The sequence below is a fragment of the Pseudomonas fragi genome (assembly GCF_025426255.1).
GTDB classification, from domain to species: domain Bacteria; phylum Pseudomonadota; class Gammaproteobacteria; order Pseudomonadales; family Pseudomonadaceae; genus Aquipseudomonas; species Aquipseudomonas kulmbachensis.
Genome location: NZ_CP104861.1, coordinates 3,209,696 through 3,236,008 on the forward strand (window position 1 = coordinate 3,209,696; position 26,313 = coordinate 3,236,008).

The 26,313-nt window shown below is 56.0% G+C and carries 21 protein-coding genes and 9 pseudogenes; 12 read left to right on the forward strand and 18 right to left on the reverse strand.

The window, feature by feature from the left end:
• Positions 1 to 66 precede the first annotated feature (66 nt).
• Both N7D90_RS14700 and N7D90_RS14705 read right to left on the reverse strand, forming a co-directional pair.
• A complete protein-coding gene (locus N7D90_RS14700) occupies positions 67 to 912 on the reverse strand; it encodes an amino acid ABC transporter permease (RefSeq protein ID WP_261738711.1) in 846 nt (281 codons plus the stop codon).
• The gene (locus N7D90_RS14705) at positions 909 to 1,730 is read right to left on the reverse strand and encodes an ABC transporter substrate-binding protein (RefSeq protein WP_395246766.1); all 822 of its coding nucleotides are present in this window, start codon (positions 1,728 to 1,730) and stop codon (positions 909 to 911) included. The genes N7D90_RS14700 and N7D90_RS14705 overlap by 4 nt, the downstream gene beginning before the upstream one ends.
• A gap of 232 nt (positions 1,731 to 1,962) precedes the next feature.
• On the opposite strand from N7D90_RS14705, the gene N7D90_RS14710 reads away from it, so the two are divergent.
• Complete coding sequence (locus N7D90_RS14710) at positions 1,963 to 2,217, forward strand: helix-hairpin-helix domain-containing protein (protein ID WP_261738713.1); 255 nt, start codon at positions 1,963 to 1,965, stop codon at positions 2,215 to 2,217.
• Entirely contained in the window at positions 2,210 to 2,923 is a 714-nt protein-coding gene (locus N7D90_RS14715) for a helix-turn-helix transcriptional regulator (RefSeq protein ID WP_261738714.1), read from the forward strand. The genes N7D90_RS14710 and N7D90_RS14715 overlap by 8 nt, the downstream gene beginning before the upstream one ends.
• Positions 2,924 to 3,466: 543 nt before the next feature.
• On the opposite strand, the gene N7D90_RS14720 is transcribed toward N7D90_RS14715, so the two are convergent.
• Both N7D90_RS14720 and N7D90_RS14725 read right to left on the reverse strand, forming a co-directional pair.
• Positions 3,467 to 3,682, reverse strand: a complete 216-nt coding sequence (locus N7D90_RS14720; protein WP_261738715.1) for a hypothetical protein — start codon at positions 3,680 to 3,682, stop codon at positions 3,467 to 3,469.
• A gap of 103 nt (positions 3,683 to 3,785) precedes the next feature.
• Positions 3,786 to 4,062 (reverse strand): annotated as a pseudogene (locus tag N7D90_RS14725) (cation transporter); the annotation flags it as partial.
• Between N7D90_RS14725 and N7D90_RS14730 the strand changes: the two are divergent.
• The 3 genes and pseudogenes from N7D90_RS14730 to N7D90_RS14740 form a co-directional block, all read left to right on the forward strand.
• A pseudogene (locus N7D90_RS14730) lies at positions 3,994 to 4,209 on the forward strand (transposase); the annotation flags it as partial. The pseudogenes N7D90_RS14725 and N7D90_RS14730 sit on opposite strands and share 69 nt — an antisense overlap.
• 173 nt (positions 4,210 to 4,382) lie before the next feature.
• Positions 4,383 to 4,760, forward strand: coding sequence for a cytochrome c (locus N7D90_RS14735; protein WP_261738716.1), 378 nt, complete (start codon positions 4,383 to 4,385; stop codon positions 4,758 to 4,760).
• A gap of 107 nt (positions 4,761 to 4,867) precedes the next feature.
• Entirely contained in the window at positions 4,868 to 5,329 is a 462-nt protein-coding gene (locus N7D90_RS14740; protein WP_261738717.1) for an NUDIX hydrolase, read from the forward strand.
• A 158-nt stretch (positions 5,330 to 5,487) separates the two neighbouring features.
• Here N7D90_RS14740 and N7D90_RS14745 read toward each other — a convergent pair whose 3' ends face one another.
• From N7D90_RS14745 to N7D90_RS14760, 4 genes are all read right to left on the reverse strand, one after another.
• Positions 5,488 to 6,093, reverse strand: a complete 606-nt coding sequence (locus tag N7D90_RS14745) for a hypothetical protein (protein WP_261738718.1) — start codon at positions 6,091 to 6,093, stop codon at positions 5,488 to 5,490.
• A 256-nt stretch (positions 6,094 to 6,349) separates the two neighbouring features.
• On the reverse strand, positions 6,350 to 7,642 hold the full coding sequence (gene fabF / locus N7D90_RS14750; RefSeq protein ID WP_261738719.1) for a beta-ketoacyl-ACP synthase II: 1,293 nt from the start codon (positions 7,640 to 7,642) through the stop codon (positions 6,350 to 6,352).
• A 66-nt stretch (positions 7,643 to 7,708) separates the two neighbouring features.
• Positions 7,709 to 10,798 carry an efflux RND transporter permease subunit gene (locus tag N7D90_RS14755; protein ID WP_261738720.1) on the reverse strand — a complete coding sequence of 1,030 codons (3,090 nt, stop codon included), beginning with the start codon at positions 10,796 to 10,798 and terminating at the stop codon, positions 7,709 to 7,711.
• On the reverse strand, positions 10,795 to 11,904 hold the full coding sequence (locus N7D90_RS14760) for an efflux RND transporter periplasmic adaptor subunit (RefSeq protein ID WP_261738721.1): 1,110 nt from the start codon (positions 11,902 to 11,904) through the stop codon (positions 10,795 to 10,797). The genes N7D90_RS14755 and N7D90_RS14760 overlap by 4 nt, the downstream gene beginning before the upstream one ends.
• A 218-nt stretch (positions 11,905 to 12,122) precedes the next feature.
• Here N7D90_RS14760 and N7D90_RS14765 point away from each other — a divergent pair, with 218 nt between their 5' ends.
• Entirely contained in the window at positions 12,123 to 13,580 is a 1,458-nt protein-coding gene (locus N7D90_RS14765; protein WP_261738722.1) for an efflux transporter outer membrane subunit, read from the forward strand.
• Between the two features lie 112 nt (positions 13,581 to 13,692).
• Here N7D90_RS14765 and N7D90_RS14770 read toward each other — a convergent pair whose 3' ends face one another.
• The 3 genes from N7D90_RS14770 to N7D90_RS14780 all read right to left on the reverse strand — a co-directional run bounded on the left by N7D90_RS14770 (position 13,693) and on the right by N7D90_RS14780 (position 16,324).
• Positions 13,693 to 14,964, reverse strand: coding sequence for an OmpP1/FadL family transporter (locus tag N7D90_RS14770; protein ID WP_261738723.1), 1,272 nt, complete (start codon positions 14,962 to 14,964; stop codon positions 13,693 to 13,695).
• Between the two features lie 196 nt (positions 14,965 to 15,160).
• Positions 15,161 to 15,781, reverse strand: coding sequence for a TetR/AcrR family transcriptional regulator (locus N7D90_RS14775; RefSeq protein ID WP_261738724.1), 621 nt, complete (start codon positions 15,779 to 15,781; stop codon positions 15,161 to 15,163).
• A 135-nt stretch (positions 15,782 to 15,916) separates the two neighbouring features.
• Positions 15,917 to 16,324, reverse strand: a complete 408-nt coding sequence (locus tag N7D90_RS14780) for a winged helix-turn-helix transcriptional regulator (protein WP_261738725.1) — start codon at positions 16,322 to 16,324, stop codon at positions 15,917 to 15,919.
• Between the two features lie 101 nt (positions 16,325 to 16,425).
• Here N7D90_RS14780 and N7D90_RS14785 point away from each other — a divergent pair, with 101 nt between their 5' ends.
• Entirely contained in the window at positions 16,426 to 17,175 is a 750-nt protein-coding gene (locus N7D90_RS14785) for an NADPH-dependent F420 reductase (RefSeq protein WP_261738726.1), read from the forward strand.
• Between the two features lie 252 nt (positions 17,176 to 17,427).
• On the opposite strand, the pseudogene N7D90_RS14790 reads toward N7D90_RS14785, so the two are convergent.
• Positions 17,428 to 17,761: pseudogene (locus N7D90_RS14790) on the reverse strand (hypothetical protein).
• Here N7D90_RS14790 and N7D90_RS14795 point away from each other — a divergent pair.
• Positions 17,739 to 18,246, forward strand: a pseudogene (locus N7D90_RS14795) (integrase); the annotation flags it as partial. The pseudogenes N7D90_RS14790 and N7D90_RS14795 sit on opposite strands and share 23 nt — an antisense overlap.
• Before the next feature lie 71 nt (positions 18,247 to 18,317).
• A pseudogene (locus tag N7D90_RS14800) lies at positions 18,318 to 18,518 on the forward strand (IS5/IS1182 family transposase); the annotation flags it as partial.
• A gap of 69 nt (positions 18,519 to 18,587) precedes the next feature.
• Here N7D90_RS14800 and N7D90_RS14805 read toward each other — a convergent pair.
• Genes N7D90_RS14805 through N7D90_RS14815 form a run of 3 tightly spaced genes read right to left on the reverse strand, consistent with a single transcriptional unit; the run spans position 18,588 to position 22,679 of the window.
• Positions 18,588 to 20,846: a GMC oxidoreductase gene (locus tag N7D90_RS14805; RefSeq protein ID WP_261738727.1), complete on the reverse strand. Its 2,259-nt coding sequence runs from the start codon at positions 20,844 to 20,846 to the stop codon at positions 18,588 to 18,590.
• Complete coding sequence (locus N7D90_RS14810; RefSeq protein WP_261738728.1) at positions 20,843 to 21,334, reverse strand: sorbitol dehydrogenase; 492 nt, start codon at positions 21,332 to 21,334, stop codon at positions 20,843 to 20,845. Before N7D90_RS14810 ends, N7D90_RS14805 begins: the two co-directional genes overlap by 4 nt.
• 4 nt (positions 21,335 to 21,338) lie before the next feature.
• Positions 21,339 to 22,679: a cytochrome C gene (locus tag N7D90_RS14815; RefSeq protein ID WP_261738729.1), complete on the reverse strand. Its 1,341-nt coding sequence runs from the start codon at positions 22,677 to 22,679 to the stop codon at positions 21,339 to 21,341.
• 142 nt (positions 22,680 to 22,821) lie between these two features.
• Between N7D90_RS14815 and N7D90_RS14820 the strand changes: the two are divergent.
• Positions 22,822 to 22,959 (forward strand): annotated as a pseudogene (locus N7D90_RS14820) (site-specific integrase); the annotation flags it as partial.
• Positions 22,960 to 23,171: 212 nt separating this feature from the next.
• Here the strand turns inward: N7D90_RS14820 and N7D90_RS14825 are convergent.
• Together N7D90_RS14825 and N7D90_RS14830 are read right to left on the reverse strand one after the other, a co-directional pair.
• Positions 23,172 to 23,300: pseudogene (locus tag N7D90_RS14825) on the reverse strand (transposase); the annotation flags it as partial.
• Between the two features lie 239 nt (positions 23,301 to 23,539).
• Positions 23,540 to 24,001, reverse strand: coding sequence for an RcnB family protein (locus N7D90_RS14830; protein WP_261738730.1), 462 nt, complete (start codon positions 23,999 to 24,001; stop codon positions 23,540 to 23,542).
• Positions 24,002 to 24,119: 118 nt separating this feature from the next.
• Between N7D90_RS14830 and N7D90_RS14835 the strand changes: the two are divergent.
• Positions 24,120 to 24,683: pseudogene (locus tag N7D90_RS14835) on the forward strand (nucleoid-associated protein); the annotation flags it as partial.
• A 106-nt stretch (positions 24,684 to 24,789) separates the two neighbouring features.
• Here N7D90_RS14835 and N7D90_RS14840 read toward each other — a convergent pair.
• Positions 24,790 to 25,278 (reverse strand): hypothetical protein, encoded by a 489-nt coding sequence (locus N7D90_RS14840; RefSeq protein WP_261738731.1) that lies wholly within the window; start codon positions 25,276 to 25,278, stop codon positions 24,790 to 24,792.
• A gap of 379 nt (positions 25,279 to 25,657) precedes the next feature.
• On the opposite strand from N7D90_RS14840, the pseudogene N7D90_RS14845 reads away from it, so the two are divergent.
• Positions 25,658 to 26,023, forward strand: a pseudogene (locus tag N7D90_RS14845) (site-specific integrase); the annotation flags it as partial.
• Between the last annotated feature and the right edge of the window lie 290 nt (positions 26,024 to 26,313).

Here is a 26,313-nt window from a genome sequence, read left to right on the forward strand (position 1 = left end):
CCAGAGCGCGTCACCTTTTGAATATCCATTCACCGCAGTCACTGGCTTGCTGGTGAAGGGATCGGCTTACCGCTGATTTACGAACCCTTTGCCGTAATGGCGCTCGAGGCGGTTCTGGAGCAACTCCAGACCAATCGACATCAGCCAATAGATAACCGCTGCGGTCGTGAGCATTTCGATATAGCGATAAGACGAACGCCCATACGACTGCGCCAGGAACATCACTTCCCAGACGCCCATGACCGAAATCAGGGAGGAGTCCTTGAGCATTGAAATGAACTGACTGGTTGTCGGCGGAATAATCGTGCGCATCGCCTGGGGCAGGATGATGTGCAGAAAAGTCGCTGTCGGCGAAAGCCCCAAAGCCATCGCAGCTTCACGCTGACCGGGGGCTACCGCCATGATCCCGGCGCGGAAAATCTCGCTGAGGTAAGCGCCGTAATTCAGCGACAAGGCAATGATGCCCGCGCTGATTGCACCTGGGACAACACCGATCTGGGGCAGGCCCAGGTAGATCAGCAGGATCTGGATCAGCAACGGAGTGCCGCGAAAAAAAGACGCGTAGAAGCTCGCGATCCCAAAGGCCACGGCACTGCGCGACAGACGTGCGAGCGCGGTCACAAAACCGAGCAGCAATGACAACCAGATTGAGCAGAAACACAGAAATAACGTCAGCGCTGCGCCTTGCAAGAAACCGTTGGGGCCCAGATGCCAGCCCACCAGGTTCGGCAATTTATCCAGAATGATCGATAACTTCAGGTCGAAGCTCATGAAAAACATGACGCACAAACCGAGTAAAACTGCCCACGTGAGATAGAGCCGAGTGCGAAAACCGAACCGTAGGCTCAAATTACGCGGCTCGGTCTTGGCAATTAAATTCGTCTTGGCGGGGTGTGGATTGTGGGCTGTCATTGGCTGATATCGGCACCGATCCACTTCTGCGAAATCTTGCTCAGTGTGCCGTCGGCTTTAAGTTGAGTAATGGCTTCAGTCACCTTGGCGCTCCACTGCGGGTCGCCCTTTTCAATCGCTACCACATTGGGCTCTGCATACAACGTGTCGCCGGTAATCTTGAAGCGGGGATCCTGGGCAATGCGTTCACGGGCCGTGATGAGATTGGTGACCATGGCATCCAGACGCACTCCACTGCCCAATGCCAGGTCCTGGAACGCCACGGTTTCATTGTCGTAGGGGGCAATCTGCACGGTATCGAACGGATATTTCAAAGGCTTGTCTTCTGCGCCCTCAATCACCAGGTCCTTGTTCAAATAAGCTTCATAGGTCGATGCGCTGATCACACCGACTTTCTTCCCTGATAAATCCTTGCCTTCGACGATAGCGTTGTCTTTGGCGTTGACCACGATGACCGCTGGCGACTGGTAATACTCGACCGGGAAATCGAACACCTCAGCACGCGCCTTGCTTGGGGTCATTGAGCAGACGCAGATGTCATAACGCCCACTCCAGCGGCCAGCAGCAATCACATCCCAGGACGGTGTTTCCAGCTTGAGCTTTACCCCTAGTCGTTGCGCTACGGCCTTGGCGACATCAACGTCAAACCCGTCCAGTTGGTTCTGATCGTTGAGAAATGAAAATGGCGGATAGCTCTCCATCAGAACCCCTGTCATCTCCCCTTTTTTAGTCACACGATCCAGGGTGGGCCCAGCAAAAGCGGTGGCACAGGTTGCGAGCAAAGCCAGGCCAAAGGGTAAGAGCGCTATTGTTTTCAAAGACCAATACTCCAATCATTTCAAAGTCATACGAATAGATTAAAACGTACTATAAATCCTATTTGTACTGATTTAATGGAATAACACCCTAGCTTTGAGCTATATCGAACAGTTGCTCCCGACATGCCCGCATGTGCCGGGCCACCCCGCGTGCGATCCGAAGCGAGTTGAGATGCCCTCTCCCGTAAGGCAAAATCAGGCGACCTCATTACCCGAGAACAGGAGTTTACGGATGCCATTTCCATTGACGGAACATAATGCCTTGCTAGCCTTGAAGGGCGTCGGACCGACCGTTATCGCTCGCCTTGAGCAGATGGGCATTGACTCGCTCGCGGTGCTCAGCGAAGCCAACACCACTGACATCCTGGCTCAGGCATCGGCAGCAGTGGGATCGACTTGCTGGAAAAACAGCCCCCAAGCCAGAGCGGCGATTAACGCAGCCATTCAGTTTGCAAAGGACTCTCGGTCGAGCACATCAGGTGCGTAAAGCTGATCGATTGTTTCAGTTGGTAAATCTGATTCGTGTTCATCAGCCAATCTCTGCTGAACGGCTGGCTAGTCGAATTGGTGTTTCCGTTCGCTCAATCTATCGATACATCGACGACCTTTCTTTCAGTGGGATCCCAATCTATGGCACCGCAGGAGTGGGATATGCCTTGGATGCCGATTTTGAGATGCCACCTTTAACGTTGAACAGACTCGAACTGGATGCGTTGATGCTAGGGATGGAAATGCTCTCAGCTTGCGCCGATAACGATCTAAGCGCTGCAGCACGCATGTTGTTGAGCAAAATCTCGGCGTCCAGTGCCCTTCACACGGTTGATCCCTGCGCTGCAAAAATCAGGGCACTCGGAACAACGTCTTCTTCGACACGTGCCCATCTGGCAACCCTGCGAAATGCCATCGAAAACACTCAGGCGCTGAAAATAACGTATACCCGCTTGGACGGTTCGGTTTCGCAGCGCCTCATATCCCCCCTTGGACTGTTCTATTGGGGAGGAAAGTGGACCGTTGGAAGCTGGTGTAGTACCAGAGCGGCATATCGTGATTTTCGGGTCGATCGCATAGCCTCCATTGCTATTACTCAACAACCATCTCCCAACAACCCGGCCCTTGATCTACAAGCGTATATGAAGCACCAGGCAAGCCAGTGGAAAGCGATCACCACTACTGACACAACGCTGTCAGTATGAGCCACTGATAATCAGGACTCCTCAACACACAGAAGGCCGTCCCTATGCAGCGCTCATCTCATGTACTCGAATTAGCCATTTTCAAGGTCAAACAAGAATGCATTGAACAAATACCAGTGCTCCGCGCAGGGCTTCGCGAAACGTTAAAGAGCTTTGCGGGTTTGCTCGAGTACCGAGCCTACTGCCCTACGAGCGACGACCGAATATTCGCGGACCTGGCAATGTGGGACAGCCTTGAGAACGCACAAAAAGTGGCAAAGGCGTTCAACGATGGAGATCCGAGATTCTCTGAGTATATGTACGCTATTGAAAATCTGACGTTCATGAGCCATCTAGCGCCAGAGGTGAGTTGATGACCTGGGATGGCATCGATGAGTAAGGCGAAACAGTAATGTTGATCATTCATCACCTGCACGGCCTTGGCCCAGGCGGCTCTTCACCATTTATAACTCCTGCGCAACACGACTTCGTGAAATCTGAAAACGTGTCGCGGAAACTTGAGTTGGCTTGGCTACGATAATCGATGCGGATCTGTCGCGACCATTAAACGGATCGAATATGGCTACGATTATTTTCACAGTGTGAAGACCAGCGCCCAGCTGCAGCACTTGCCTTACTCTGCAGGTCACAAAGCTTCTTGTAGGCTTCGTCGTCTGCAAGGTCGGGTGCGGTTTTCATGTAGTCGTCGACGGCCTTGACCTTATCTGCAAAATCGTCAGAAAGACGTTCGGCCTCCAAAAAATAGGCTTGCCTGTTCATTATTCTGCTCCTTGAGCCGACCCGGTGCCGGAGCAAAATAAATACTCCATCTAACAGTAAATTGCCACCAGTGTACTATCGCGCTCGGTCACGGAGAGCAGAATCAGGCCGTTCGAAACTCGACCGTGAGATGGCACCGGCTTAAGACGTTCACGAATGCTGTCGGCGTTCGCAGTGCCCTCACCAAGGACGCTGACGATAGCCGCATGGGCTTGCGGCCCAATCTGCCAGACGTGCAAGTCCGTAATGGTGGCATCCCCCGGAGTCTCAACCAGTTCACGAATTTCCTCGGCAACGTGCGCATCAGTCTGATCCAGCAGCACACCTGCGGTGGCCCCCATCAAGGTCCATGCCCACCGCGCAATAACGATGGCGCCGACGAACTCGACCTGGTCAATTTGGGTTTTGAAGGCGTTATTCCAGCCGATACTGGTCGACCTGCTTACCACCCCGCAATCTTGCTGAAGCTCTATATCTACGGCTATTTCAACCACATTCAGTCGAGCAGACGCCTTGAACGAGAAGCCCTCTGACGTTTTCACACACTCTGGGCCGGAAGCGGTCACTGGAATGCGCCTGGAAAACGAGTTGATTCAATGGGCATCAGAAATGACTGTGAGTGCAGATACGAAGGCTGATATCTTCCCCGCGCACTAAATCGGGTCCAATCGACGCTGATCCATCAAGGAGGATAAAAACAATGAAAATATCATTCATCGCTACGCTAGGAATCTTGTCGCTAATTCAAACACCACTGTCCTTCGCGGATAATGTTAATGGGAAAAATCTCTATTTACAGCGATGCTCCATGTGCCACGGATTAGATCTCAAAGCAACAGGGCCATTGGCTAATAAAAGCAATCCGGCTACACCTGATCTAACAACTTCTGCTTTCAAAAAACGATTAAATGATTATCCGGGCGTGATTGTATCATCGATAATACTTCGCCCAAATGGAGACTTGATTCCAAAAACGTTGCGAGAGAATGGTGTAAAGCTATCGCCGTACTCATGGGGGATTAAAGATCTACGCGATTTAAATCAATACATGAATGGAATGATTTCAAAAAATCGATGATTGTTGAGTTGAGAGGCAGGCACAGAAACCCAAGAGCCATGTGGGTGACCTCCAACTAATCAGGGCTGCAATCCACCTCACAAAACTTCAGGAGCGATATACGTCAAATGCGTGAGCGAAAGGCAGCACGATTACTAGTTATAAGCCCCTCTCGAGATGTCCTGCTTTTCAAGTTTCTCCATAAAGATGGAGCTTTAGCCGGTAAAAATTACTGGGCCACCCCTGGCGGTGGTCTTGAGGACGGAGAAACATTCCACGCCGCTGCAATACGTGAACTGCGTGAGGAGACCGGTATTCAAGTCAACACTGTTGTAGGGCCTGTGGCAGATCGGAGGTTTTCAATGCTCCTGCCCAGCGGCGAGACGGTATTCGCCGTTGAGCAGTATTTCGTTGTGCACGTGGACAGCCAGATTATCTCTAGCTCCGAATGGACCTTACACGAGACTCAGGTCATGGCAGATCATCACTGGTGGTCCGCTCTTGCGCTTAGATCTACTGGAGAAACGGTATGGCCAGAGGCGTTAGTGGAGATGCTGGTAGATGCAGCTGTCTTCACACCGGGGGCGTAACCGTCACCGCGAATCCATATGCGTTTTTACACACCCTGGGCCAGAAGCTGACGTGCAACAAGAATGTAAGAGGCTGCCTAACACCCCTGTTCATTACACTCACGTCAAATCACACTCTATGCATCAACCTCTCACATCCCTATCTGCAGAAGCGCTGACTATTTTCTGGGGAGCAATGCGATCATTTGATCAAAGGACGTAACCGAATATCTTCCCTCAAGCTTTTCTACAGCGGGCATTTTGGAAGGAAACCCAAATCGCACTCTGCCGGGAAGCACTTCGTCCATAGATGCGTACCAGGCTAGCAAAGCCTGTTGGAGGCGCACATGAAGTTCGAACTTGCTCCGTCGGCGGGTAGTGTCTGCTTTGGCTCGTTCTCGCGCGAGCATCGGATCTATGCGGCCAACAATGTAACAGTCAGCAAAACCAATACGCCCTTGTGCGATCGTTTCTCTTGTGGCTTCCAACTCTATTTGCCAGTCGTGTTCGCTCGCCTCGCCGATCTGCCAAAGACACCAAATGTAGTGGAGTTTGAGAGGGTCACTGTCACACATAGCCCACGAAGAAATATCTTCCATGGCCAGCGCCGTTTGCCAGCGATCCACGTTTCGCTCTGCCCAAAAACTTGCAGCTCCAAATGAATCCTTTATCCGATCCGGTTCGTTTTCAAAACGACCGTTTTCAGCAATAACATGCTGCCCTCCATGCTTGGCGCACCAGGTGGTTTTCCCGCTGGCACTGATCCCCTCAACAACCAAAATCATCGTTTGACTACTCCGTTAGTTGCGCATCCTTGTAGTCTCCAAACATCTGGATGCTTGGAGACTCTTGATCATCTGCACATTATGACTGGCAGGAGCTTTAGGCAGAAATCCAACGGGGCGCTAGCAAACGACAAACCGTGACCTACCAGGTAGGTTTTGCGCAGCTTCACCTCCCTACTTGCACAATGAAGTGGCTATCTGCTGGAAAACTGCGGCCTTGATGCTAAATAATTGGTTCTGAAACCAACATCTATTCTCAATGCTCAGGCTCCCAGCGACGGAACAGCACGCTGGCGTTAACTCCACCGAACCCAAAACCATTTGAAAGTGCATGAGTAATTAACATCTCTCGTTTAGTAGGACCGACCAGATTGAGCCCGTCGGCCAACTCATCGGGATGAGTCAGATTCAGTGTGGGTGGCGCGACCTGGTCTCGAAGTGCCAGAACGGTGAAGATCGCTTCAATACCTCCAGCCGCTCCCAGAAGATGCCCGGTGGCGGATTTGGTCGCGCTGATCGCCACGCTGGAGTCAGTCCCGAACAACGAGCGGATGGCTGCCAGCTCCCCCCTGTCACCGACCGGTGTGGAGGTGGCATGCGCATTGATATGCTGCACCTGGGCAGGGCTCACAGCAGCCTGGCGCAACGCCTGCTCCATGGCGCGTCGTGCACCACCGCCGTCCGCTGGGCCTGCCGTCAGGTGATAAGCATCGGCGCTGGTGCCATAGCCGACCAGCTCCGCCAGGGGCTTGGCACCGCGCGCAAGGGCGTGCTCCAGTGTCTCGATCACCAGCAACCCCGCACCTTCGGACATAACGAAGCCGTCGCGATCACGATCAAAAGGGCGTGAAGCCTGCTGCGGGTGCTCGGCAAAACCTGTAGACAGCGCGCGGGCCGCCGCAAAGCAGCCCAGTGTCACTCGGTCGATTGCAGCTTCGGTGCCCCCGCAGAGGGCGATGTCTGCCTCACCACTTCGGATGATTCGTGCCGCATCGCCGATGGCCTGCACCCCGGCCGCACAGGCGGTTACAGGAGCGCCGAGCGGCCCTTTGAAGCCGTAGTTGATGGATATGTGCCCTGCCGCCATGTTGGCTAGAAAAGACGGTGCAGTGAACGGCGACAATCGACGGGGGCCGCGTGTATCGGTGGTTCGTACAGCATCGGCAATCACGCCAAACCCCCCGACGCCCGATGCAATGATCATTGCCGTCCGTTCCTGCTCCACGGCCGTTGTGGGCTGCCAACCTGCCTGTTCCAGTGCTTCGTGGGCGGCCACCAGTGCAAACTCGATAAAGCGGTCCATCTTCTTGCGGTCCTTGGCCGAAATGATTCGCTCCGGATCGTAGCCTGCGATGGCATCCTCCTCCAGAGACGGCACCGGACCTCCTGCGGTAACGCCCGTACCCTCGGTGATATCGCCTGGCAAGTTACGGATGCCGGAACGGCCAGACAGCAACCTGCTCCAGACTTCTTCTGCTCCGCATCCCAGAGGCCCGACTATTCCGACGCCTGTCACTACGATTCGCTTTTGAGCTTCGAGATTAATCATTGAAACCTCTTTGTTTTTCAGTCGACGCTGGTAAAAAGCAGCGCGCTAATGCCTAGGATCAAACCTCTACGGCGAGAGGACGGTGGGCGTTTTGCCTGAAGCCTCAGGGCGGATCTTGAACCAGATGGAGTACATCGCTGGCAGGAACACCAAGGTGATGATAGTCCCCATGAACGTTCCCCCGATCAGTGTGTAGGCCAGCGTCCCCCAGAAAACAGAGTGCGTCAGGGGGATAAACGCCAGTATTGCCGCCAGCGCCGTCAGCAGTACCGGACGGGCTCGCTGTACCGTGGCCTCGACCACTGCGTGAAACGGATCCAGCCCTTGTTGCGTGTTGTGATGGATTTGCCCAATCAGAATCAGCGTATTGCGCATCAAAATGCCTGAAAGTGCGATCAGGCCGACCAGGGCATTGATGCCAAATGGCTGCTGGAAGATCAGCAGGGTCGGCACCACGCCAATCAACCCAAGTGGCGAGGTAAGGAACACCATGACCATCGCCGAAATCGACCGGACCTGCACAATGATGATCAGCAGCGTCAAGGCAATCATGATCGGGAAGAGTGGCAACATCGCCTTGCCCGCCTTGCCCGACTCCTCGATTGCCCCCGCCTGCTCGATCCGGTATCCGTCAGGCAACTGATCGATGACCGGCTGCAATGCCTTGATGATCACACTCGATACATCAGGTGGCTGCAGACCTTCGGCGATGTCACCTCGCACGGTGATGGTCGGCGTGCGATCACGACGCCGCAGGATCGGGTCCTCCATTCGCACATCGACTTTGCCTACCTGAGACAACGGTAGACGCTGGCCTGCAGCCCCCACCAGCGTAAAGCCTTCAATTTTTGCGGGATCGAGGCGGATATCACCCGCTGCCCGCCCGACCACCTGTACCGAACGTATGTCCTCGCGAACCGCGGTGATGGGCACTCCGCTCAGCAAAAATTGCAGTTGCTGCGCCACTGAACTGGACGTCAGCCCCACCGCCTCCAGGCGATCCTGATCGAGAGTGAAATGCAGCGTCGGGGTCAGCGGGCCCCAGTCTGTGTTGACGGTCCTCATCATCGGGCTCGACTGCAACACGTCCTGCACCTGCCCCGCTATCTCACGCAGTTTTGAGGGGGCAGGCCCCATGACCCGGTAGGCAACCGGAAATGGCGAGTACGGGCCAAACACCAGTTGAGTCACCCTGATACGCGCTTGCGGGGCGAGCCCCTCAGCGGCAGCCGCTCTGAGGCGGAACTTGAGGGCCTCGCGCTGCTCTTGGCTGTCGGTAAGCACTACAATCTTCGCGAACGACGGATCAGGGAGTTCCGGCGCCATCGCCAGATAAAAACGCGGCGCACCCTGGCCGATGTAGGACGTAACGATTTTTGCCTCATCCTGCTTTTGCAGCCAGGCCTCTATAGAGCTGGTAGTCGCGCGGGTCTGTTCAATGGCGGTTCCATACGGCATTTGCACTTCAATCAATACGTCGGGACGGTCCGAAGTTGGGAAAAACTGCTTTTTGACCACGCCCATACCCAGGACAGCCACGACAAAAGAAACGATAACAGCCCCGGCCACCAGCCATTTACGCGCGATAACATGCGTCAAAAGCTGGCGAAAACGATTGTAGTTAGGGGTGTTGTAGATTGCCCCGTGACCACCCTCGACCTTCTTGATATCCGGCAGCAGCTTTACCCCCAGGTACGGGGTAAAGACTACCGCGACCACCCAGGAGGCAATCAGGGCAATGCCTACGATCCAGAACATGTTGCTGGTGTACTCGCCCGCGGTTGATTGCGCGAAGCCGTTGGGCATAAAACCGATAGCCGTCACCAGCGTACCGGACAGCATCGGAGCGGCCGTATGACTCCAAGCATAGGCGCACGCTTTGATGCGATCGTAGCCCTCCTCCATCTTCACCACCATCATTTCAATGGCAATAATGGCGTCATCGACCAGCAGCCCAAGCGCCAGAATCAGCGAGCCTAGGGTAATACGGTCAAAGCTCTTGCCAGTGGCAGCCATCACCACAAACACCACGGCCAGCGTCAACGGAACAGCCGCTGCGACCACAAAGCCCACGCGCCAGCCCATGCTGAGGAAGCACACGAGCATGACCACGAGCAGCGCAACGAAGAACTTGATCATGAACTCGCCCACGGCCGAATCAATATTTACAGATTGGTCGGTGACCTTGGAGAGCGTCATGCCCAAGGGCATGCCTTGGTTGATCTTGAGCGTTTCGGCGTCCAGTGCCTTGCCGAGTTCAAGGCCATTCCAGCCCTCACGCATCACGATCCCCAACAACAGCGCGTCTTCACCATTGTTACGCACGAGAAAGGTTGCGGGGTCTTCATAACCGCGCTCGATGGTCGCCACGTCAGAGAGCTTGAGCGTACGCCCCTGAGCCGTAATGGGCGTGTCCCGAATTTTCTGTAACGTATCGAAGGCGCCCTCCAGCCTGAGGAAAACCTGCGGCCCTGCGGTATCGATCGAACCGGCAGGCGTGAGCACGTTCTGGCTATTGAGGGCAGCAAAGATATCCTGAGGAGACACGCCCAAGGTGGCCAGCCGATCATGGGCAAAGGAGACAAAGATACGTTCGGGTTGCTCCCCGATAATGTTGACCTTCTTCACCCCCGGCACATGTAAAAGGCGCTGGCGCAACAACTCAGCATCACGCACCAGCAACCGCTGCGGTTCGCCCTTGGCTTTGAGGGCGAAAAGAGCAAATGTCACATCCGAAAACTCGTCGTTGACCATTGGCCCGATGACACCTGATGGTAACTTTCGGGCTTCATCGTCGAGCTTTTTGCGCGCCTGATAGAACTCCTCCTGCACCTGCGCGGGTGGCGTGCTATCGAGCAGTGACAGCATCGTGAAGGCGAGACCAGGGCGGGTGTAGGTTTCCGTGCGGTCGTACCACTTCAATTCTTGCAGGCGTTTTTCCAGTGGCTCAGCTACCTGATCCTGCATTTCCTGCGCAGTTGCGCCCGGCCAGGCGGTAATGACCGTCATCTGCTTGACCGTAAACGGAGGATCTTCTGCGCGCCCCAGCTGGAAGAACGACAGAGTGCCTGCAACGGCGATCAGAAAGATCAGGAATACGGTGATTGAGCGCTCGCGAACGGCAAGCGCGGATAGATTAAAGCGCCCCTCGCTCATGGACGACTCCCCCCGGCGGTGGTGTCATCCAGTTGAGGCAACCTCACCTCGTCACCCTCGCGCAACAGATGTGCGCCCAGCGCCACGATCTGCTCGCCCACCTTTAGATCACCCGCGACGAGCGCAAAGTCGTCGCTCAAGCCCAAGACCTGAACAGGTCTCCAGACCACCTTCGCAGGTGTACCGGCGATCACCCACAGGCCAGTGCCTTTGCCAGGGTCATAAACGGCTGCGATCGGCACTTGCATCGTTTGCCCTTGCGCGGCGCCTTCAGCGATTCGAAGAGTAACGGTCGAACCTATTGGTGCATTGGCCAGCGCCCCCTCAAGCACATACCGCGCCTCAAAGGTGCGGGTCATACGGTCAGCCGAGTCGGACAGCAGCCTTAACTTCGCGGTAACAGCCCCCGTGATGTTGCCATAAAGCGTCGCTTGCGCAGTGGAGCCGGCTGCGGGGCGCAATGTCTCGGGCAGATGCACGATGGCTTCGCGCTGGCCGGCCCGCGCCAGACGAAGCACGGGCTGCCCGGGGCTGACAACCTGCCCGGGCTCGGCGAGGGTCTCCACCACAACGCCATCGGAATCGGCAGACAGCACCGCATAACCAGAGGCATTGCGGGCCACATCAGACTGCGCTTCAGCGGCGCTGAGTTGCGCCTTTGCAGAATCCGCTGCAGCTTTGATCTGGTCGTAAGCCGATGCAGAAATAGCGCCTGCGCCGACCAGATCACGATATCGAGCTTCATCATCTGCTGTCTGCTTGGCTCGAGCCCGAGCAGCCATGACCGACTCTTGTTGTGCACGCGCCTGCAAGCCCAGATCGATTGGGTCGAGGCGCATAAGTGGCTGACCACGTTTAACGGTCTGACCGGTGTCAACCAGACGCTCAAGTACCTTGCCTGATACCCGAAACCCCAGGTCGCCCTGGACACGGGCAGCCACTACACCCGTGAATGAACGTGAGGTGTCGGACGAAGCCTGAACAGCAACGGACCTCACCACAGGGGCCAACGTGCGCGGATCTTCAGCAGTGGATGAATCACCGCACGCTGTCAGGACGAGAGGCAACAAGAAAACGGCAAAGGGGAAAGGTCGAAGCCGGCGCATAGGTTCCCTTATTTATAGATATGACGAGTGACATATTCTCAGTCTAGTGACCATATGTGTCAACGGTCACGTTCGGCAGGACCTATGAGAATTAATGGTAACCGCCAATATTACTGAAGATCCCGGGATATCTCCCACTACCCTCGGGATGCGTTAATTGACAGATTGTGACCAATAAGTAATATGGTCACATATCATCCTCTGCTTAAGGAACCTCAATGCCTCCCCTTCGTCCAATTGCACTTTTGGTCAGCGCCGGCGTAATGGCAGGTTGCGCGGTCGGTCCGGATTACCATCGTCCAGACGCTCCGCTTTCGAATCGTTACGTGGGCCATGCTTGCCTCGAACAGTGCCCTGGAGCGACGCCGACTGATCTTGTCGCTTGGTGGGAAGGCTTTGGTGACCCCTTACTGACCGCGCTCATCTCCAAGGCTCTTGAGCAAAATCTGGACCTGGCGCAGGCGTCGGCGCGAGTCACGCAGGCGCGGGCCGGACTAGGCGCCGCCAATGCCGCCTTACTGCCCTCGGGGAATGTCAACGGCCAAGCCGCGCGCGCCTACCAATCACTCGAGACCCCACTGGGCCAGGTGCTCAATTCAACACCTGGCTATGATCGGTACGCAAACGCCTACGAGGTCAACCTCAATGCCAGCTGGGAGGCCGATGTCTTTGGCGGCCTGCGACGCGGACGCGAGGCCGCTCTGGCCGAGTACCAGGCGTCCCGGGCTGGCGTCGCGGCCACGCGACTGGCCATCGCTGCACAGACCGCGGACGCCTACATCACTGTCCGCGGATTGCAGGCCCGGCTGGACATTGCGAGTCGGCAAGTCAACACGCAGCAGGCGTTGCTAGAAAAAGTCCTGTTGCTCCACGCCAAGGGACTCAATGCTACCTATCAGGTTCATCAGACCGAGGGTGCGCTGTCACAGGTCCAGGCGACCGTGCCGGTCCTGCAGGCCGGGCTGGAGGCCGCCATGAATGCACTGGATGTCATGCTCGGCACGCCGCCAGGCACTCATCGCTCGCAACTTGCAACGGCGGCACACATTCCTGTCGCGCCTCAGTTGCAGACAATGGGAACGCCGGCCGATTTGCTGCGCCGCAGGCCAGACCTCATTGTGGCTGAGCGTCGTCTTGCAGCCGCAAACGCACGCATCGGGGAAGCTATTGCTGAGTACTACCCAAAGTTCTCCCTTGGTGCATTGCTGGGCAGTGCTACGTCGGTGTCCGCAGGCCATCTATTTACCGGTGGCGCCAGCCAATCGGCAGGCTTGCTGGGACTGCGCTGGAGGCTCTTCGACTTCGGTCGCATAAACGCACAAATCGACCAAGCCAAGGGGCAGGAAGCCGAAAATCTGGCCGCTTACCGTCAGTCTGTGTTGCGCGCCACCGAGGATGTCGAGAACGCACTTTCTTCACTGGTAAATCGGCAAACTCAAGCAACCACCCTCACCGGAGGCGAAGCCTCTCTAAGTCAGGCTCGAGTATCGTCGTTCATTGCCTATCAGAAGGGCACGGCCAGCCTGATCGATGTCCTGCACGCGGATGAGACGATGCTCCAGGCCTCCGATGCTCGGGCGCAAGCGCGAACAGAATCGGCACTCGCGGCGGTTGCGCTATTCAAGTCACTCGGAGGTGGCTGGCAACCATGGGATGTCACGGTGACGAGTCGATAGGAAGATCGCTGATTCTGGTAGCGCGCAGACTGAACGCCATGACTCGCTTCTTTGCACAAACGATGCGAGCCAGGCGTAAAGGGCATATTTAAATGCCGATAACAGCACTCAACTAGAAACGGTAACTCACAGAGGTACCAAGCCCGCTCGCACTGTTCTTGTAGTGTGCACTGTAGGCTCCTTTGGTCGGCGAAGTGTCGTTGACCTGTACGCTCTCCTCCCACAAGTAGGAATAGGCCACATCGATCGTGAGATTGTCCGCCGGAGTCCAGCCAGCACCGAAGCTGATGACCTTCCTGTCACCCGTAGGAATGCGCGGTCCACGATGGGAGTTATTGGTGGGTGACTGATCCACCGAAAAGCCTGCGCGAAGCACCCACTCTTTATTCAGCGCGTACGCCGCGCCGATAGCGTGTGCCCACGTATCGTGCCAATTTTGCTCTTCGGTAATCGTGCCCAGCGAGCCGCTCAACGCTGGGGGTAAACCGGTGTTCTCGATGGTTAAGTCTTTAAAGCGACTCCAGCGAGTCCAGGTGCTCCCCATGTAGAGGGTCCAGTCATTATTGAGCTGATGAGTCACCGAGAAATCCACTGACTCCGGGGTATCCACTTCCAGCGAAGCGTCATAACTGCGGCCGCTAACCCCCAACACGCTAAAGATGCCGTCAGTGACCTTGGTCTTGGCATCCAGTTGATAACTGACCTTGGAGTGGTAGGTCATACCCAGGCGGGTTCGGTCCGTAGCCTGCACCAAGATACCGGCGTTGAAACCAAGCGCAGTGTCGTCACCCGTGCTTTTGAGTTTTCCGTCATTACGACCGGGGCTAAGCGGATTGAGCACCATACCCGTCAGCTCACCACTGATGTGATTGATGGTCGGACCGAACCCAATCGATACTTTATCGTTGAAGGCAAAGCTGATGGTGGGCTGGAACGTGAGGGTCGTGACCTCGCTTTTGTTGGCGTAGTAGCGCCCGGCGAAACCGCTGCCATAGTCAGTCATCAGACCAAAAGGCACATAAAAACCCACACCGAACGCCCAATGCTCATCGATGGGTTTGACGTAATACCCCATCGGTACGGTAGTGGTGGGCACCATGTCGCCGTCTTCCTGGCCGCCGAATGTACTCCGGGTGTGGCTGATGTCGGACTTGGCGAACAGAGTCGCTGCTCCCACGCTGACCTGCTCTCTTTTCAAACGAGACATGCCCGCCGGATTACCGAAGACCGTACTCGCGTCTTCAGCGGCGGAAGAGCGACCGGCAAACCCAGCCCCCATTCCACTGATGCTTTGTTCGTTGAGCGCGAAGCCGCTTGCAAAAGCGCTTGAAGATGCGAGCACAACAGCAATGCCAAATGGGGTCTTGAGCGCTATTTTTTTCATTGTTTGAACTCTATGGGTATCACTGAGATGAAGCATTAGAAGCGGTGAACACCCATATTCATTCAAGTGACCAAATCAGTCAATGGTCACAAAACAAACAAATAAAATACCCTCCTACTGATAGAGAAGGGCTCAGTGAAAAGCCGGCTGATGAGCTGTCGCTTACCCGGGTATGCAGTGAACCTTCAGCCGAAGATCAAGGCATCAGGCTGCGCAAGATCAGGTTGCAGGTGAGCGTGGGAGCCTCCTCGACGAAATCGAGGTTGTACTGCAGTAGCAAGGGGTTGACGAATGGTCGCAGGGCGAGATGTATCGCTTCAACTGTCTCGTCCAGCGGAGTCTTGCGTTCAAACTCGCCGATCTCTCGCCCTTCCCGCACGATTTGCAACACGAAGTGTTTGATACGTGCGTCATAGGCCTGTGAACTCGGCCAGCTTTCAGACGCTGCAAACGCTGCTATGTCATAGAGTTTTCGGTCGTTGAAGAACAGATTCACGCCTGTGGCGATCACAGTTTTGACCAAGCGTCGAAAGCGCTCCGTCGGCGACAGGTTCTCTACATTGATAGCGTGTTCCACAGCCGCGACGATTTCTGCCAGGCAATTTGAGCAGATGGCTTCACCAATCGCCTGCTTGGAATCAAAAAATTTGTAGATGTAAGCCTTGGAGAAACCGATGGCCTTGGCCAGGTCGGAAACCGTAGTTTTACCGTAGCCGTATTGGCTGAAGTGCTGGTTGGCCGCCGCAACAATTTGATCGCGAATGTCGTGATCGGCCGGGCCACGGGAGCTGGGCGAAGATATTGATGGCTGCTTCATGGGGATAGCTTACTCACCCTGTCGAGGACTTACAAATTGTGACCTTTAGAGTACATAGTCATAAATCGAACTTTCTGGAACCACCGCAGTTCGGGATGAGAACGGGCTGACGCTTGAGTCATCGAACGGGTCGTATCAGCGCTCAACACGTCCATCGTCGCTAACCCCACGTGGGTCCATGCCATTGACTTCGTGCTGGTGACGAAGCTCAGCCCAGTCGATGAGGGCTGTCATGGCCGGGCCGAGTGCATGGCCCAACGTTGTCAGCGCGTACTCCACCCGCGGAGGCACCTGCGGGTATACGGTGCGCAGAATAATGTCGTCTTGCTGAAGCCCTTTCAACTGCTGAATGAGCATTTTCTGCGTAACATCCGGAATGAGCCTTTCCAATTCAGAGAACCGAAGCGGCCGGCCTTTAGCGGCCATCAGCTCATTGATAATCACAATTTTCCACTTACCCTCCAAAACACGAAGCGTAGCGTTGATTGCGGCCGACCAAGCCTGTCGCCGTAAAGGGTTGTCACACTCCCACTTGCGCTCCATCAATACTTACCTTTTGGTGGGTTACAGACAAAAACGTTGGTTCTTGCGACTACTACAGCATAAATCATAACGTATGCAGACTTTGAATCCCTGGAGGCGTTATGAAAATCGCAATCGTTGGTATTGGATCTATCGGCTCAACCCTAGCCCGCAAGCTTGTAAGCGCTGGTCACGAAGTCAGTGTGGCCAACTCTCGGGGAAAAGAGGCAGTAAGGGCTTTTTCCGCGGAAGTAGGGGCCGCTCCTTGCGACTTGAAAGATGTCTTCGACGGCGCCGATGCGGTGATTCTTGCCATCCCCCTACCGGCCATGACAGCTCTTCCCAAGAACCTGCTGGCTGTGTTGTCATCCTCGACTCCAGTGGTCGACACGAGCAACTACTACCCAGGTTTGAGAGACGAGTGCATCGACGCTTTGGAAAATGGTCAGACAGAGAGCATCTGGGTTAGCGAGCAGCTTGGTCGACCGGTGATCAAGGCATTCAATAACATTCTGGCGTATTCGCTGGAGCATCTTAGTAAGCCAAAAGATGCGGAAAACCGCCTGGGAGTCGCTGTTGCCGGTGACGACGCAAACCATAAGCGCCTCGTAATGCAACTTGTCGATGCCGTTGGATTTGATCCAGTTGACGGTGGCCGTCTCGAGGCCTCATGGCGCCAGCAACCCTGCACACCAGCGTACTGCTGCGACTACACCGCAGATGAAATGACTCCCGCGTTAAATGCCGCCGTGAAGGGTGCCGCAGCTCAGAAACGCGAGGCGTACAACACACAAATCCTGACCTTATTCGCCAAAAACCCTTCTCATAATGAGGTGGTTGAATTCAATCGAAACTTCAACGCGGCGGGCTGAACTCCTCGTTATTAATCCAACTAGCATCCATGCTTTTTAAGCGGTTACAAGCAACTAATTTTATCAGCTATAACTAGCTTATAAAGCTCCACTGGCCATACACTTTCAACTAGCCACAACCGGTACCTTTGCGCATAGATAAACAGTTTCTTAAACACTAATCCTCGTTACACGCGCAATGTCATCCTTGAATGAGCGGATTATACGAATCTACGGTTTATTCCCAATGTTTGACTTAGTGCCTGAGACCTCTTAAATGTAAGCCTGACAAGCCTGCAGAGCGATCAGTCCATGATCGCCTTCACCGGTAATTCCGATAACTCGTTGAGCATGCACTGGGTCAAGTCGGGCTCTATGGGCGCCATGAACCACACCGCAGGTCAACAGTAGCAAGGCGATCACGCAGACGTGCCTGCTTCGTTTTCTCATCGGTAAGGGCTAGGTAATGGGCTTGGTCGCTGGCTGCCAGCCACTGCTCCAGGGCGAAGTGCTTGCCCTGCTCCGCCAGAATTTGCGCGGAGTTGAGATTGGCCAGATTTGTGCGTTCGGTTTGGTGGGCGGTTTCCTTGACCCCAAGGAGCGCCAATCAGAGTCGCGCTCTGCTGGTGGACATTTTCAATCATGCCGCGTCGAAGGGCTTGTGTCCGGACAACCCCGCATCGAGCACCATCAACCGTATCGAGAAGAAGCAACGAAAACGCCATACCGTGGAAGGCCTGAAGGCGGTCAGGGAGGTGGCACCACCCTGGCTGCGCAACGCCATCGACTTGGCACTGATCACTCTCAGCGGCGCTCCGACATCCTGGACATGCGCTTTGATGGCGTTCGGATGGGTTCTTGTACCTGGTACAAAAGAAGACAGCCAAAGCCAGTGATACAGCGTGGATTCGTTTCAAGGTGACTGACGAACTGCAGACCGTCATTACCCGCTGCCAGGACAATATCGCTTCCCCCTTCTTGATTCATCGCAAGCCGCAACGACTGCTGCACAAGCAGGCGCAGACCAAAGAGCACTGGACGAAGGTTGAAGATCGCTTTCTAAAGCGCACTTTTGTGAAGGCCTGCTATCGGCCCAGAGTGTGTAAAAAGGCCTTCGCGAATACTTGCCATTATTTCTGAGGATTTCATCGCAGGAACCGCCCATGAAGCGCTTTATCCAAGGTGAATACCGACGACTACGTCAGCGATACCAATCCGGTGAGCGCAGTCGACGTCTTTGTCGACGAAGTCTATCTGGTCAAACGGGGTTTTGAAGGCGTCATACCGGCAGAACTGGCCGGTCTGCTTAGCATCCCGCGATTCTCCTGAAGACCTACATCTACGGCTATCTGAACCGCATTCAGCTGGGCTGATAAAGCAACCCCACAATACTGCGGCTTTGCCGTAGCACTGTGGGGTTGGTATGACAGCGCCTACACAGTCCCGAAACGCACCTCCACCGACAGGCTGCCCAGGTTATCGCTCAGACCAGCTCCGTAATGCCCGTCCAGGTCGTCATTGATGCACAATTGCAACTCCCCCTGCTGAGCACGCGGCAATTGCGCCTTATTACCGACCAGGAACGGCACGCCGCTGTTGCCGATACGCCCGATCAGCGCTCCTTCCGGTTGACCGGGCAAGGCATAGCCGGGCTTGGCTATCAACCCTGGGTTGCCCGCCGCGCTGACCATCCCGGTGGCCGGGTTAGCCGTCCACTGCCCACCGGTGCACATCGCCAGTTGCCAGTTCTGCCCGTTGACCTGTACGCCGGTGCCCTGCCAGGCTTGGTTGGCCTGTACCTGCACGGTACGCTTGAGTAGATCGCTGGCGACCACGTCGGCGGCCTGGAAGGTCAGCGCGGTGATGGTCAAGGTCGGGTTGGCGGTGCCGGTGGCGGGGAACACTCCGTCGCCGACCAGGAACAGGTTGGGGTGGTCCCAACTGCGCTGGTCCTTGTCCACCACCGACTTAGTGCGGTCCGAGCCCATGCGGTAGGTGCCCATCAGGTGGCCAGCGCCGAAGAACGCGTAGTTCTGGCCGTCGTAGTTGAACACCGTTTGCGAGCCGAGCTCGATCTTAGGGTTCAGGTCGGTCAGTTCAGTGGCGCCCATGAGCTCGGTGATGATATGCGTGGCGGCCAGGCGCGCCTGCTTGAAGCCCTCCTTGGTGTAGTCGGACAGTTCGTAGGTTATCTGTGGCCGAGGCAGGCCCAAGCCGTCGGTGAACTCCATGGTCCTCTCCACCCGGCACAGCGCATTGTCGGGGTCTTTCTCTACCTGCTCGATCAAGAAGCCCAGACGGAACTGGCGGGTCAGCACGCTATTGAGCTGCTGCACCAGCATCTTGCCGGACAGCGCCAGCTTGTTGGGGTTAGCGCCGCCGTTGTTGGTGCCGTCGATGAAATCGCAAACCGAGGTGTAGGGATCGTTCACCGACCAGTTCCAACCCTCGTTGCCGATCTCGATACGCCAGGCGGCACGCTGGCTGCGGAACGGGCCATCGCGCATGTCCTCGATCCCCGAGGTGGACAACGGCCCGCGGAATGGGAACAGCGGCTTGCCTTCGGGCATCAGGCCCCAGGCCAAATACACCGGGTGGTCGGCCAACGCCTGGCCGACTTGGCCGCTGCTGTTGGCGACCCCTTTAGGGCTGTTCGGACCGATGGAGTTGAGCAGCAGCTTCGGGGTTTCGATCGCGTGGGCGGCGATCACGTAGCGCTTCCCCTGGGCCGTGCCGTTCTGGCGCGGGCCATTGTTCTGGTACTGGATGAAATCGATACCCGTGACCCCATTGCTATCGACCTGCACCTGGCTCGCCACGGCCTGGTAGAGGATGCGCACGTTGCCGGTATCCAGTGCCTTGGCCATGGTCACGGTGGCATCGTACTTAGCTTGGATCGGGCAGATCGGCGTGCAGCTGGTGTTGCCGGCGCACACCCGGCGGCCGTTGTCGCTCTGCGAATTGCGCCCGGCCGGGGTCTGCCGGACGTTGAGGGTGACACCTGGGTACGGCTTGCCATCGGGCGCCTTCTCCGGGCTCTGGTACACCGTGCCCGTGACGTTCTTGCCCAGGCCCTGGTCGACCAACGACATCGGGATGCCGTGCATGCTGTATTCATAGCTCTGCGGGAAGGTCACGCCCAGGTAGGTCTGCGAGGCGACATCGGCGGACACGCCCATCTCCTCCTCGGCGCGGCAGTAGGCGGTCTGCAGATCGTCGTAGCTGATCGGCCAGTCGACCCCGACGTTGTACGCAGTGCGCATGCGAAAGTCGTTGGGCAACAGACGCAGGGCAGTGCCCATCCAGTGCCACATGGTGCCGCCGCCTACCCGCTCGTAGGTGCTGGCGAACAGTTGCGGCCCCTTCTGTACCAAGTAGCTCTTCTGCACCTTGTTCGGGTCGGTGCTGCCGGCAGTGATCAAGTCCTGGATAGTCGCTCGCGGGGCGAACTGCGTGGCCGGGGTTTGCTCGGTCTGCTCCGGTGGGTATGGCGACTCGGGCGACTTGAGCACGGCGGTGTAGAAACGCTCCAGGTATTCGCTGCGGTTAGGCGGAATCGCCGGGCCCGACTCGAGCACCAGCACTTTCAGGCCGGCCAGGCCCAACTGATAGGCCATAACGCTGCCGGCCATGCCGGCGCCCACGACGATCACATCGGCAGTTTCGATGTTCTGGGTTTGTAGATTGTTCATGGCTGCTGCCCTTCCTTGGCGTCGACACCGGTGAATTGCTTGAGGGTCGGTGGCTGCTCGGCCCAGTAGCCGAAATGGTACTGGCTGTAGCCCATGGGGTGGGATTGGGCGATCTTCCACGCCCAGCTTTCCTTGTAGGCCTGGTCGGAGACTACGAGGGTGTCACCCGTGTGGGCGTTGTCTTGATCATAAGGCTGGTACCAACTGCCAAGCAGCCACAGCTTCATGATCGAGCGGGCGCCCTGGGCGATCTGCGGGTTCGAGTTGCCGAGCACGGCGCTGGCGATTTGCGCAGGCTGTTGGCTCTCGATGCTGGCGTACAGATCCAGCAGGTTGCTGAACGCTGCGGTGCCCATGCCTTGCTGGGCAGTGGTGAAGAACAGTGGCGGCAGGTTGATCGGGTCGACGGACGGCGCGAGCAGGTCGGCCGCAAGGCCGGTGAGTACGGCAGACAGGTCGATGAAGTTCTGCAGGTTCGGGTCACTCATGGCATCACTCCTTGGCGCCGGTGGATTGGGCACGTTCAAGCAAGAAGGTGAAATCGGCGAAACTGGTGCGCGGGGACTGGGTCACCCGGGTGGTCGCGTTGTTGTGGCATTCCATGCAGCTTGACGAGGCCTGTGGCGTGGTGCCCTGGTTGAAGGTTTCCAGGGTGGCGTTGGCCAGAAAGGTCGGGGCAGGACTGCCCAGCGGGTTGGTCGGCGACGGCACTTGGCAATCGTTGGCCGGGTCGGTCGGCCACTGGGTGCTGATCAGCTGGTAGTTGGCCCAGACCGTGCCCTTGAGCGCGCCTTGCCACTGCGCGTTGAGCTGGTGGGTCGCGGCGGTGAGCGGGATTTCCCGCACGATCTGCGAGGGTGTGGCTTTCTTCGACGGATCCCACGGCTGCACTGGCGGCTCGTTTACCGGGCGGTCGCTGGCCTGGGCGTCGTAGAATAGGTAGGGACCCTTGCGCTCGTTCATCGGCGTGGTCTTTTCCGGCACGTTGCGCACGTGCTCGAAGCTCGACCATACCCACTGCGGCGAGCTCTGGGTCTTGTGCACGATGTGCAGGCCGACCAGCCCTACCTTCTGCGCGTCACACGACTCGGGGATCACCGCGCCCTTGTTCGGGTCGGCGTTGCCGGGGGTGTAGACCAAGGCGTCGACGGCGTGGAAGTCTTGCGGGTTGTCGTTGTCGCCGAGTACCTTCCAGGCCGACTTGACCATGATCGCGCCGACCTGCTGGGCCTTCTGCGAGCCGCAGGAGAAGGCGATGCGGTTGTCAGCCTTGGTGAAGAAAGCCTGCTGGCCTTCCTTGCTGTAGAGGTCATTGCTGACGATGTCGTCGAACATCGGCTGGTTGATCATGATCGCGTTGCGCGTGTAGGCGCCGTTCTGGTCCACCAGTGGGCCGGTCTTGAACGGCTGGATGAATTCATCGAGCACACCGGCAACCTTGCCCATCTGTTGCAGTACGGGCAGGTCACCCTTGCCTTGGCAGGCGGAGGGTAGCGGCGCCTTCTGGTTCCAGGCGACCGGCTTCTGGCCTTTGGGCAGGAAAACCTCGTAGCTCTCCTTCCACGTCTCCCAAACTGTCTGCCCCGGCGCGCCAATCTTCGCCGAGGTGTTGGCGCTGCCGTCGGCGCTTGCGGGCCAGTTCAGGGCGACGAAGGTCTGCCACGAAAGCACGTCGAAATCGTGTTGCAGGTTGTCCAGAGTAAAGGGGGGGTTGGCGGTGACATCGAAGGGAATCGCAGGTGACAGCACCGGTGGGCTGGCCGCATCGGCCATGACGAGCGCGCTGGTGAAGCTTGCACCCAAACACGCCAACCGCTTCAAGGTTATTATCATTATCGTCTCCTCAGCAGATAAAGCGTCGGGACGATGAGTGCTGGCCCTTCATGGACCGAATGTTCAGCGTTGTCCCTGACGCTAAGCTGCAGGCTAGCCGTTGCGTCAGCCCCCTCATAAATACCTGACTAACGGTAGGGATAAGCAGGGATCGTCGGACAGCGGCAGACGCTCTCTGGTGGCCAAGGTGTTGACGGCAACTGGCGATGTTGAGACGGTGTAGACCATCCTTGGTCATTCCTGCCTTGACCACAGCAAGCCCTGTTTGACTGTCGATTAAGCAACGATTCGTCGGGCATTTGAAGTTGCGTTGTAGTCACGCAGAAGCGCATTTAGTTAGAACTGTTGAACATCGTTGGTTATCTGTTCGGCAGTCATCCGTTACGCCAATGCATCAAGCGTTGCAGCCAGGACGAAGTGACAGCGAAAGCATCACGCAATTCGTAGATCACACAAGCCACACCGTACACATCGGCACTGGCTGACAGCGCAGCGGCGCAGGGCCGATTCGCCAACTCCGAGCGAGCTACCAGCTTCGATGAAACTGTAATTCTGCTTGAGTACGAGGTCGGCAGCCTCGCGTTTGAATTCAGCGGAAAAGGAACGGCGTTGTTTGGTCATCTGACACCTCGATCTGGCGAGCATTCACGCCTAAATGGGTGTCCGGTTTCATTAGACCACTACACATCTACCCTGATGCGGGTCATTGGGGCATCTTTCAGTTTAATTCCGACTTCGTACCCACCGCGCTAACCTTCCTTGCCCGTTAATGCACTAAAGGTGTCGAGAGAGTTCCGCAATGAAAGCCTTCTGGTAATTCAGAAAGACCCTGGGGACGAGATCATTGAACCTCTCGTACCTTAATCAAAGGCTCCGTTGAGTACCTCATAAATTATGCCGGAAGCAATTGCGACAAGTATTAAATCGGTCCCAGCCTGCTGCCATTCGTAGCCGTCGTAATGTGGCAGCCTGCCCAACAACCGGCCATCCAGCTTCTTGGCAATGCCCGGAGGAAGAGGCTTTCCTCTAGCTAGGTTCTTCTGTATCCCAGGTGGCAGTGAATGGTCTGAACTCCAGTAGTCACGGTGGCCGCCAAGCACACCCAATATGCTGCCCCGGTCAATGCTGGGGCCGCGCGCCCAATCACTCCCGCTCGAGCCCTTTCCTTTGTGACCCTGGCTTCCATGTCCTTGGCCGCCTTGGGAGTTGCCTTGTCCATTACCTTGACCCTTTCCATTGCCAGGATCGGCCAAAGTGGTAACTGGGCCTGCGGCCAAAGCAAGGCAGGTAATAGCTACTAGGAGCGAGCGAGGCTTAAGCATGACCGTCTTCTCCGAAAGGGAATACCCCTTGAAATATAGACGGTATTACCGATTTTAGTTCCGTATAACCCATCCACTCGCTGCATCCGGTCACGGAGGGCCATCCCGAGGTAATCTCATGCCCATCCGCCACAGCATCATTCACCAGATCGACAAGAAGCCAGGCGATACACCTGCCGTGCTGCACGTCAGCAGCACCGAACTGGTCGAATCTCAGGTCACTGAAAACCTGCTGCACGACTTCAACGAAGCGTACAGCGCCAAACAGGGCAAAGGCTGGAGCCTGTTCCACCCCGAATCAGGCGCCTACCCTTTCAGCGGCTGGATGAAGGGCTTTTACGATGGCGGCGACTTTATTGAGTTCAGCCTCACCGCTGTCGAGCACCTGACCAGCTTGATGGAAAAATCGAACCTTTCCGTTGGTGGTCACGTCTTGTTCGCGCACTTCCAGCAAGGCCTGACCGACTACATGATTATCGGCCTGCTCCAGCACAGCGAGAGCATCACGGTTAGTACTGACCTCAGCATTAAGCCTTCCAAGCATCTGGATTTCGGCAGCATCAGCCTGGCAGCCCGGATCAACCTTTCGGAATGGAGTAATAACCCAAACTCACGGTAGTACATTTCATTTATCAAAAGTAAAACTGGCACGAAGTCCTCGGAGTACTTCCGCGACTTCATCCGCTACAAGGACTACGGCCTGCCAACTCAGCTCATTTATCAGCTCAAGCGCGCATCTGCCTAGAGCCTACCGACACGCCCAGAGGGGCATCAGGCCCGGGGTGATGTCATTTCATGATTACTTGAACCTCATAACCTTTACCTGTAGGCCAATTATCCCGAACTACCTCAATGGTTCCTGTGCCTGCCGCAGCGGTTAAGGGCTGGCCGAGAACTATGGCTTTTTTAATGCTGTTCGGGAGTGGGGCTCCGAGGGCTTCGAGGGAGAGTTTTTCCGAAGCCTTACCCAGTGCGCTAATTGACATGCCCACAGACTTCACCTGATTGAAGTTGAGAACCAGCTTTACCTGATCGACAGTTGAGTCACTGCCTGTCGCATAAAACGCAAGATTGTTAGCCATCGGAGAACCACTCCCGATGTCCTTGTAGTTGCTTGCGCAACCAGACGTACCGTCACCATAGTCGGTCCATTTCCGCCCTTTCAGGTCCAAATTGCTCAGAAATGCACAGACCGACTCCGGAGCTGTTTGCTTTAAATCAGCAAGGCAAGATGCCGAGAAAAGTAATACCAGAGGTGCAGCAAATACTTTGAGCATCTTTCAAACTCCATCCTGATCAAGGGCTACTCCGGCTCCATGCCGGGCGAACACAAATACCCCACTTCAACGAATCACGCCATCCGGTGAGGATCTTTCATACCTATTACATACGGAAGCATTTGCAGCGGCATTGAAGCCGCTGGCACACCCTGGATCAAGCGTCACAGTATGGGGGCAGGATTACGAATGAAATTACTTACGCGCTTAAAGCTGAGGGCTTTGATGGCAGTGAAGACGGTACAGGGCGTGATCAGCCGATTGCTACCGCTTACGCGGTGCCGGGAAGCTATACAGGGACTGCACAGCGTCACTCGATGCGTGCAGTCCTCCACCTGCGTTACTGACCCCATCTCAAGTTCGACGCCTAACTCCTCGGGATTGGGAAATCGCGGTATCGGAGCTGGATACCACAGTATTTTTGATTCCGGCCGGGTTTGGCGGGCGAAGTGAAGAACCGGGACGAGCGCCTGATGATTCTCAACACTGTGGCCAAGTCAATCATTGAGAACCAGCGAGGCCAGCACAAGCAGTACGCCTTCCCTTTCGGCAAGCCAGACGGCGATGGTAACGAAACAATGGTTCACCGCATGAATGACTCAATCTGGAAGAAAGCACGAGTGAGGGCGGCAAACTCTGGCGGGAGGAAAACCTTCGCCCCGCTCACCCCGGTTATTTGTCTATCAGGATTCACGATTTGAAACACACGTTTGGTCGGGGCCTTCGGGCGGCGGGTGTTACCGAAATAGAAGTCACGCAAAAGTCACGCACATGAAAAAGGCCAATGCGTTAAACATTGGCCTAAGTCATTAAATAATATGGTCGGGGCGGAGTAATTCGAACACTCGACCCCTAGCACCCCTAGCTCGATCTTATGTCACTGTAAATCATTGTAATTAAAGAATAAATATCTTAATCAAGGATGGCAAAGTTAACGGTTTTTCGTGCATTAGCAAACGATAAACCGTGGCCTCCAGGGAAGGTTTTGCGCAGATTTTGGTATGCATCCACCCTATTCTTTATTTCCAGATACTC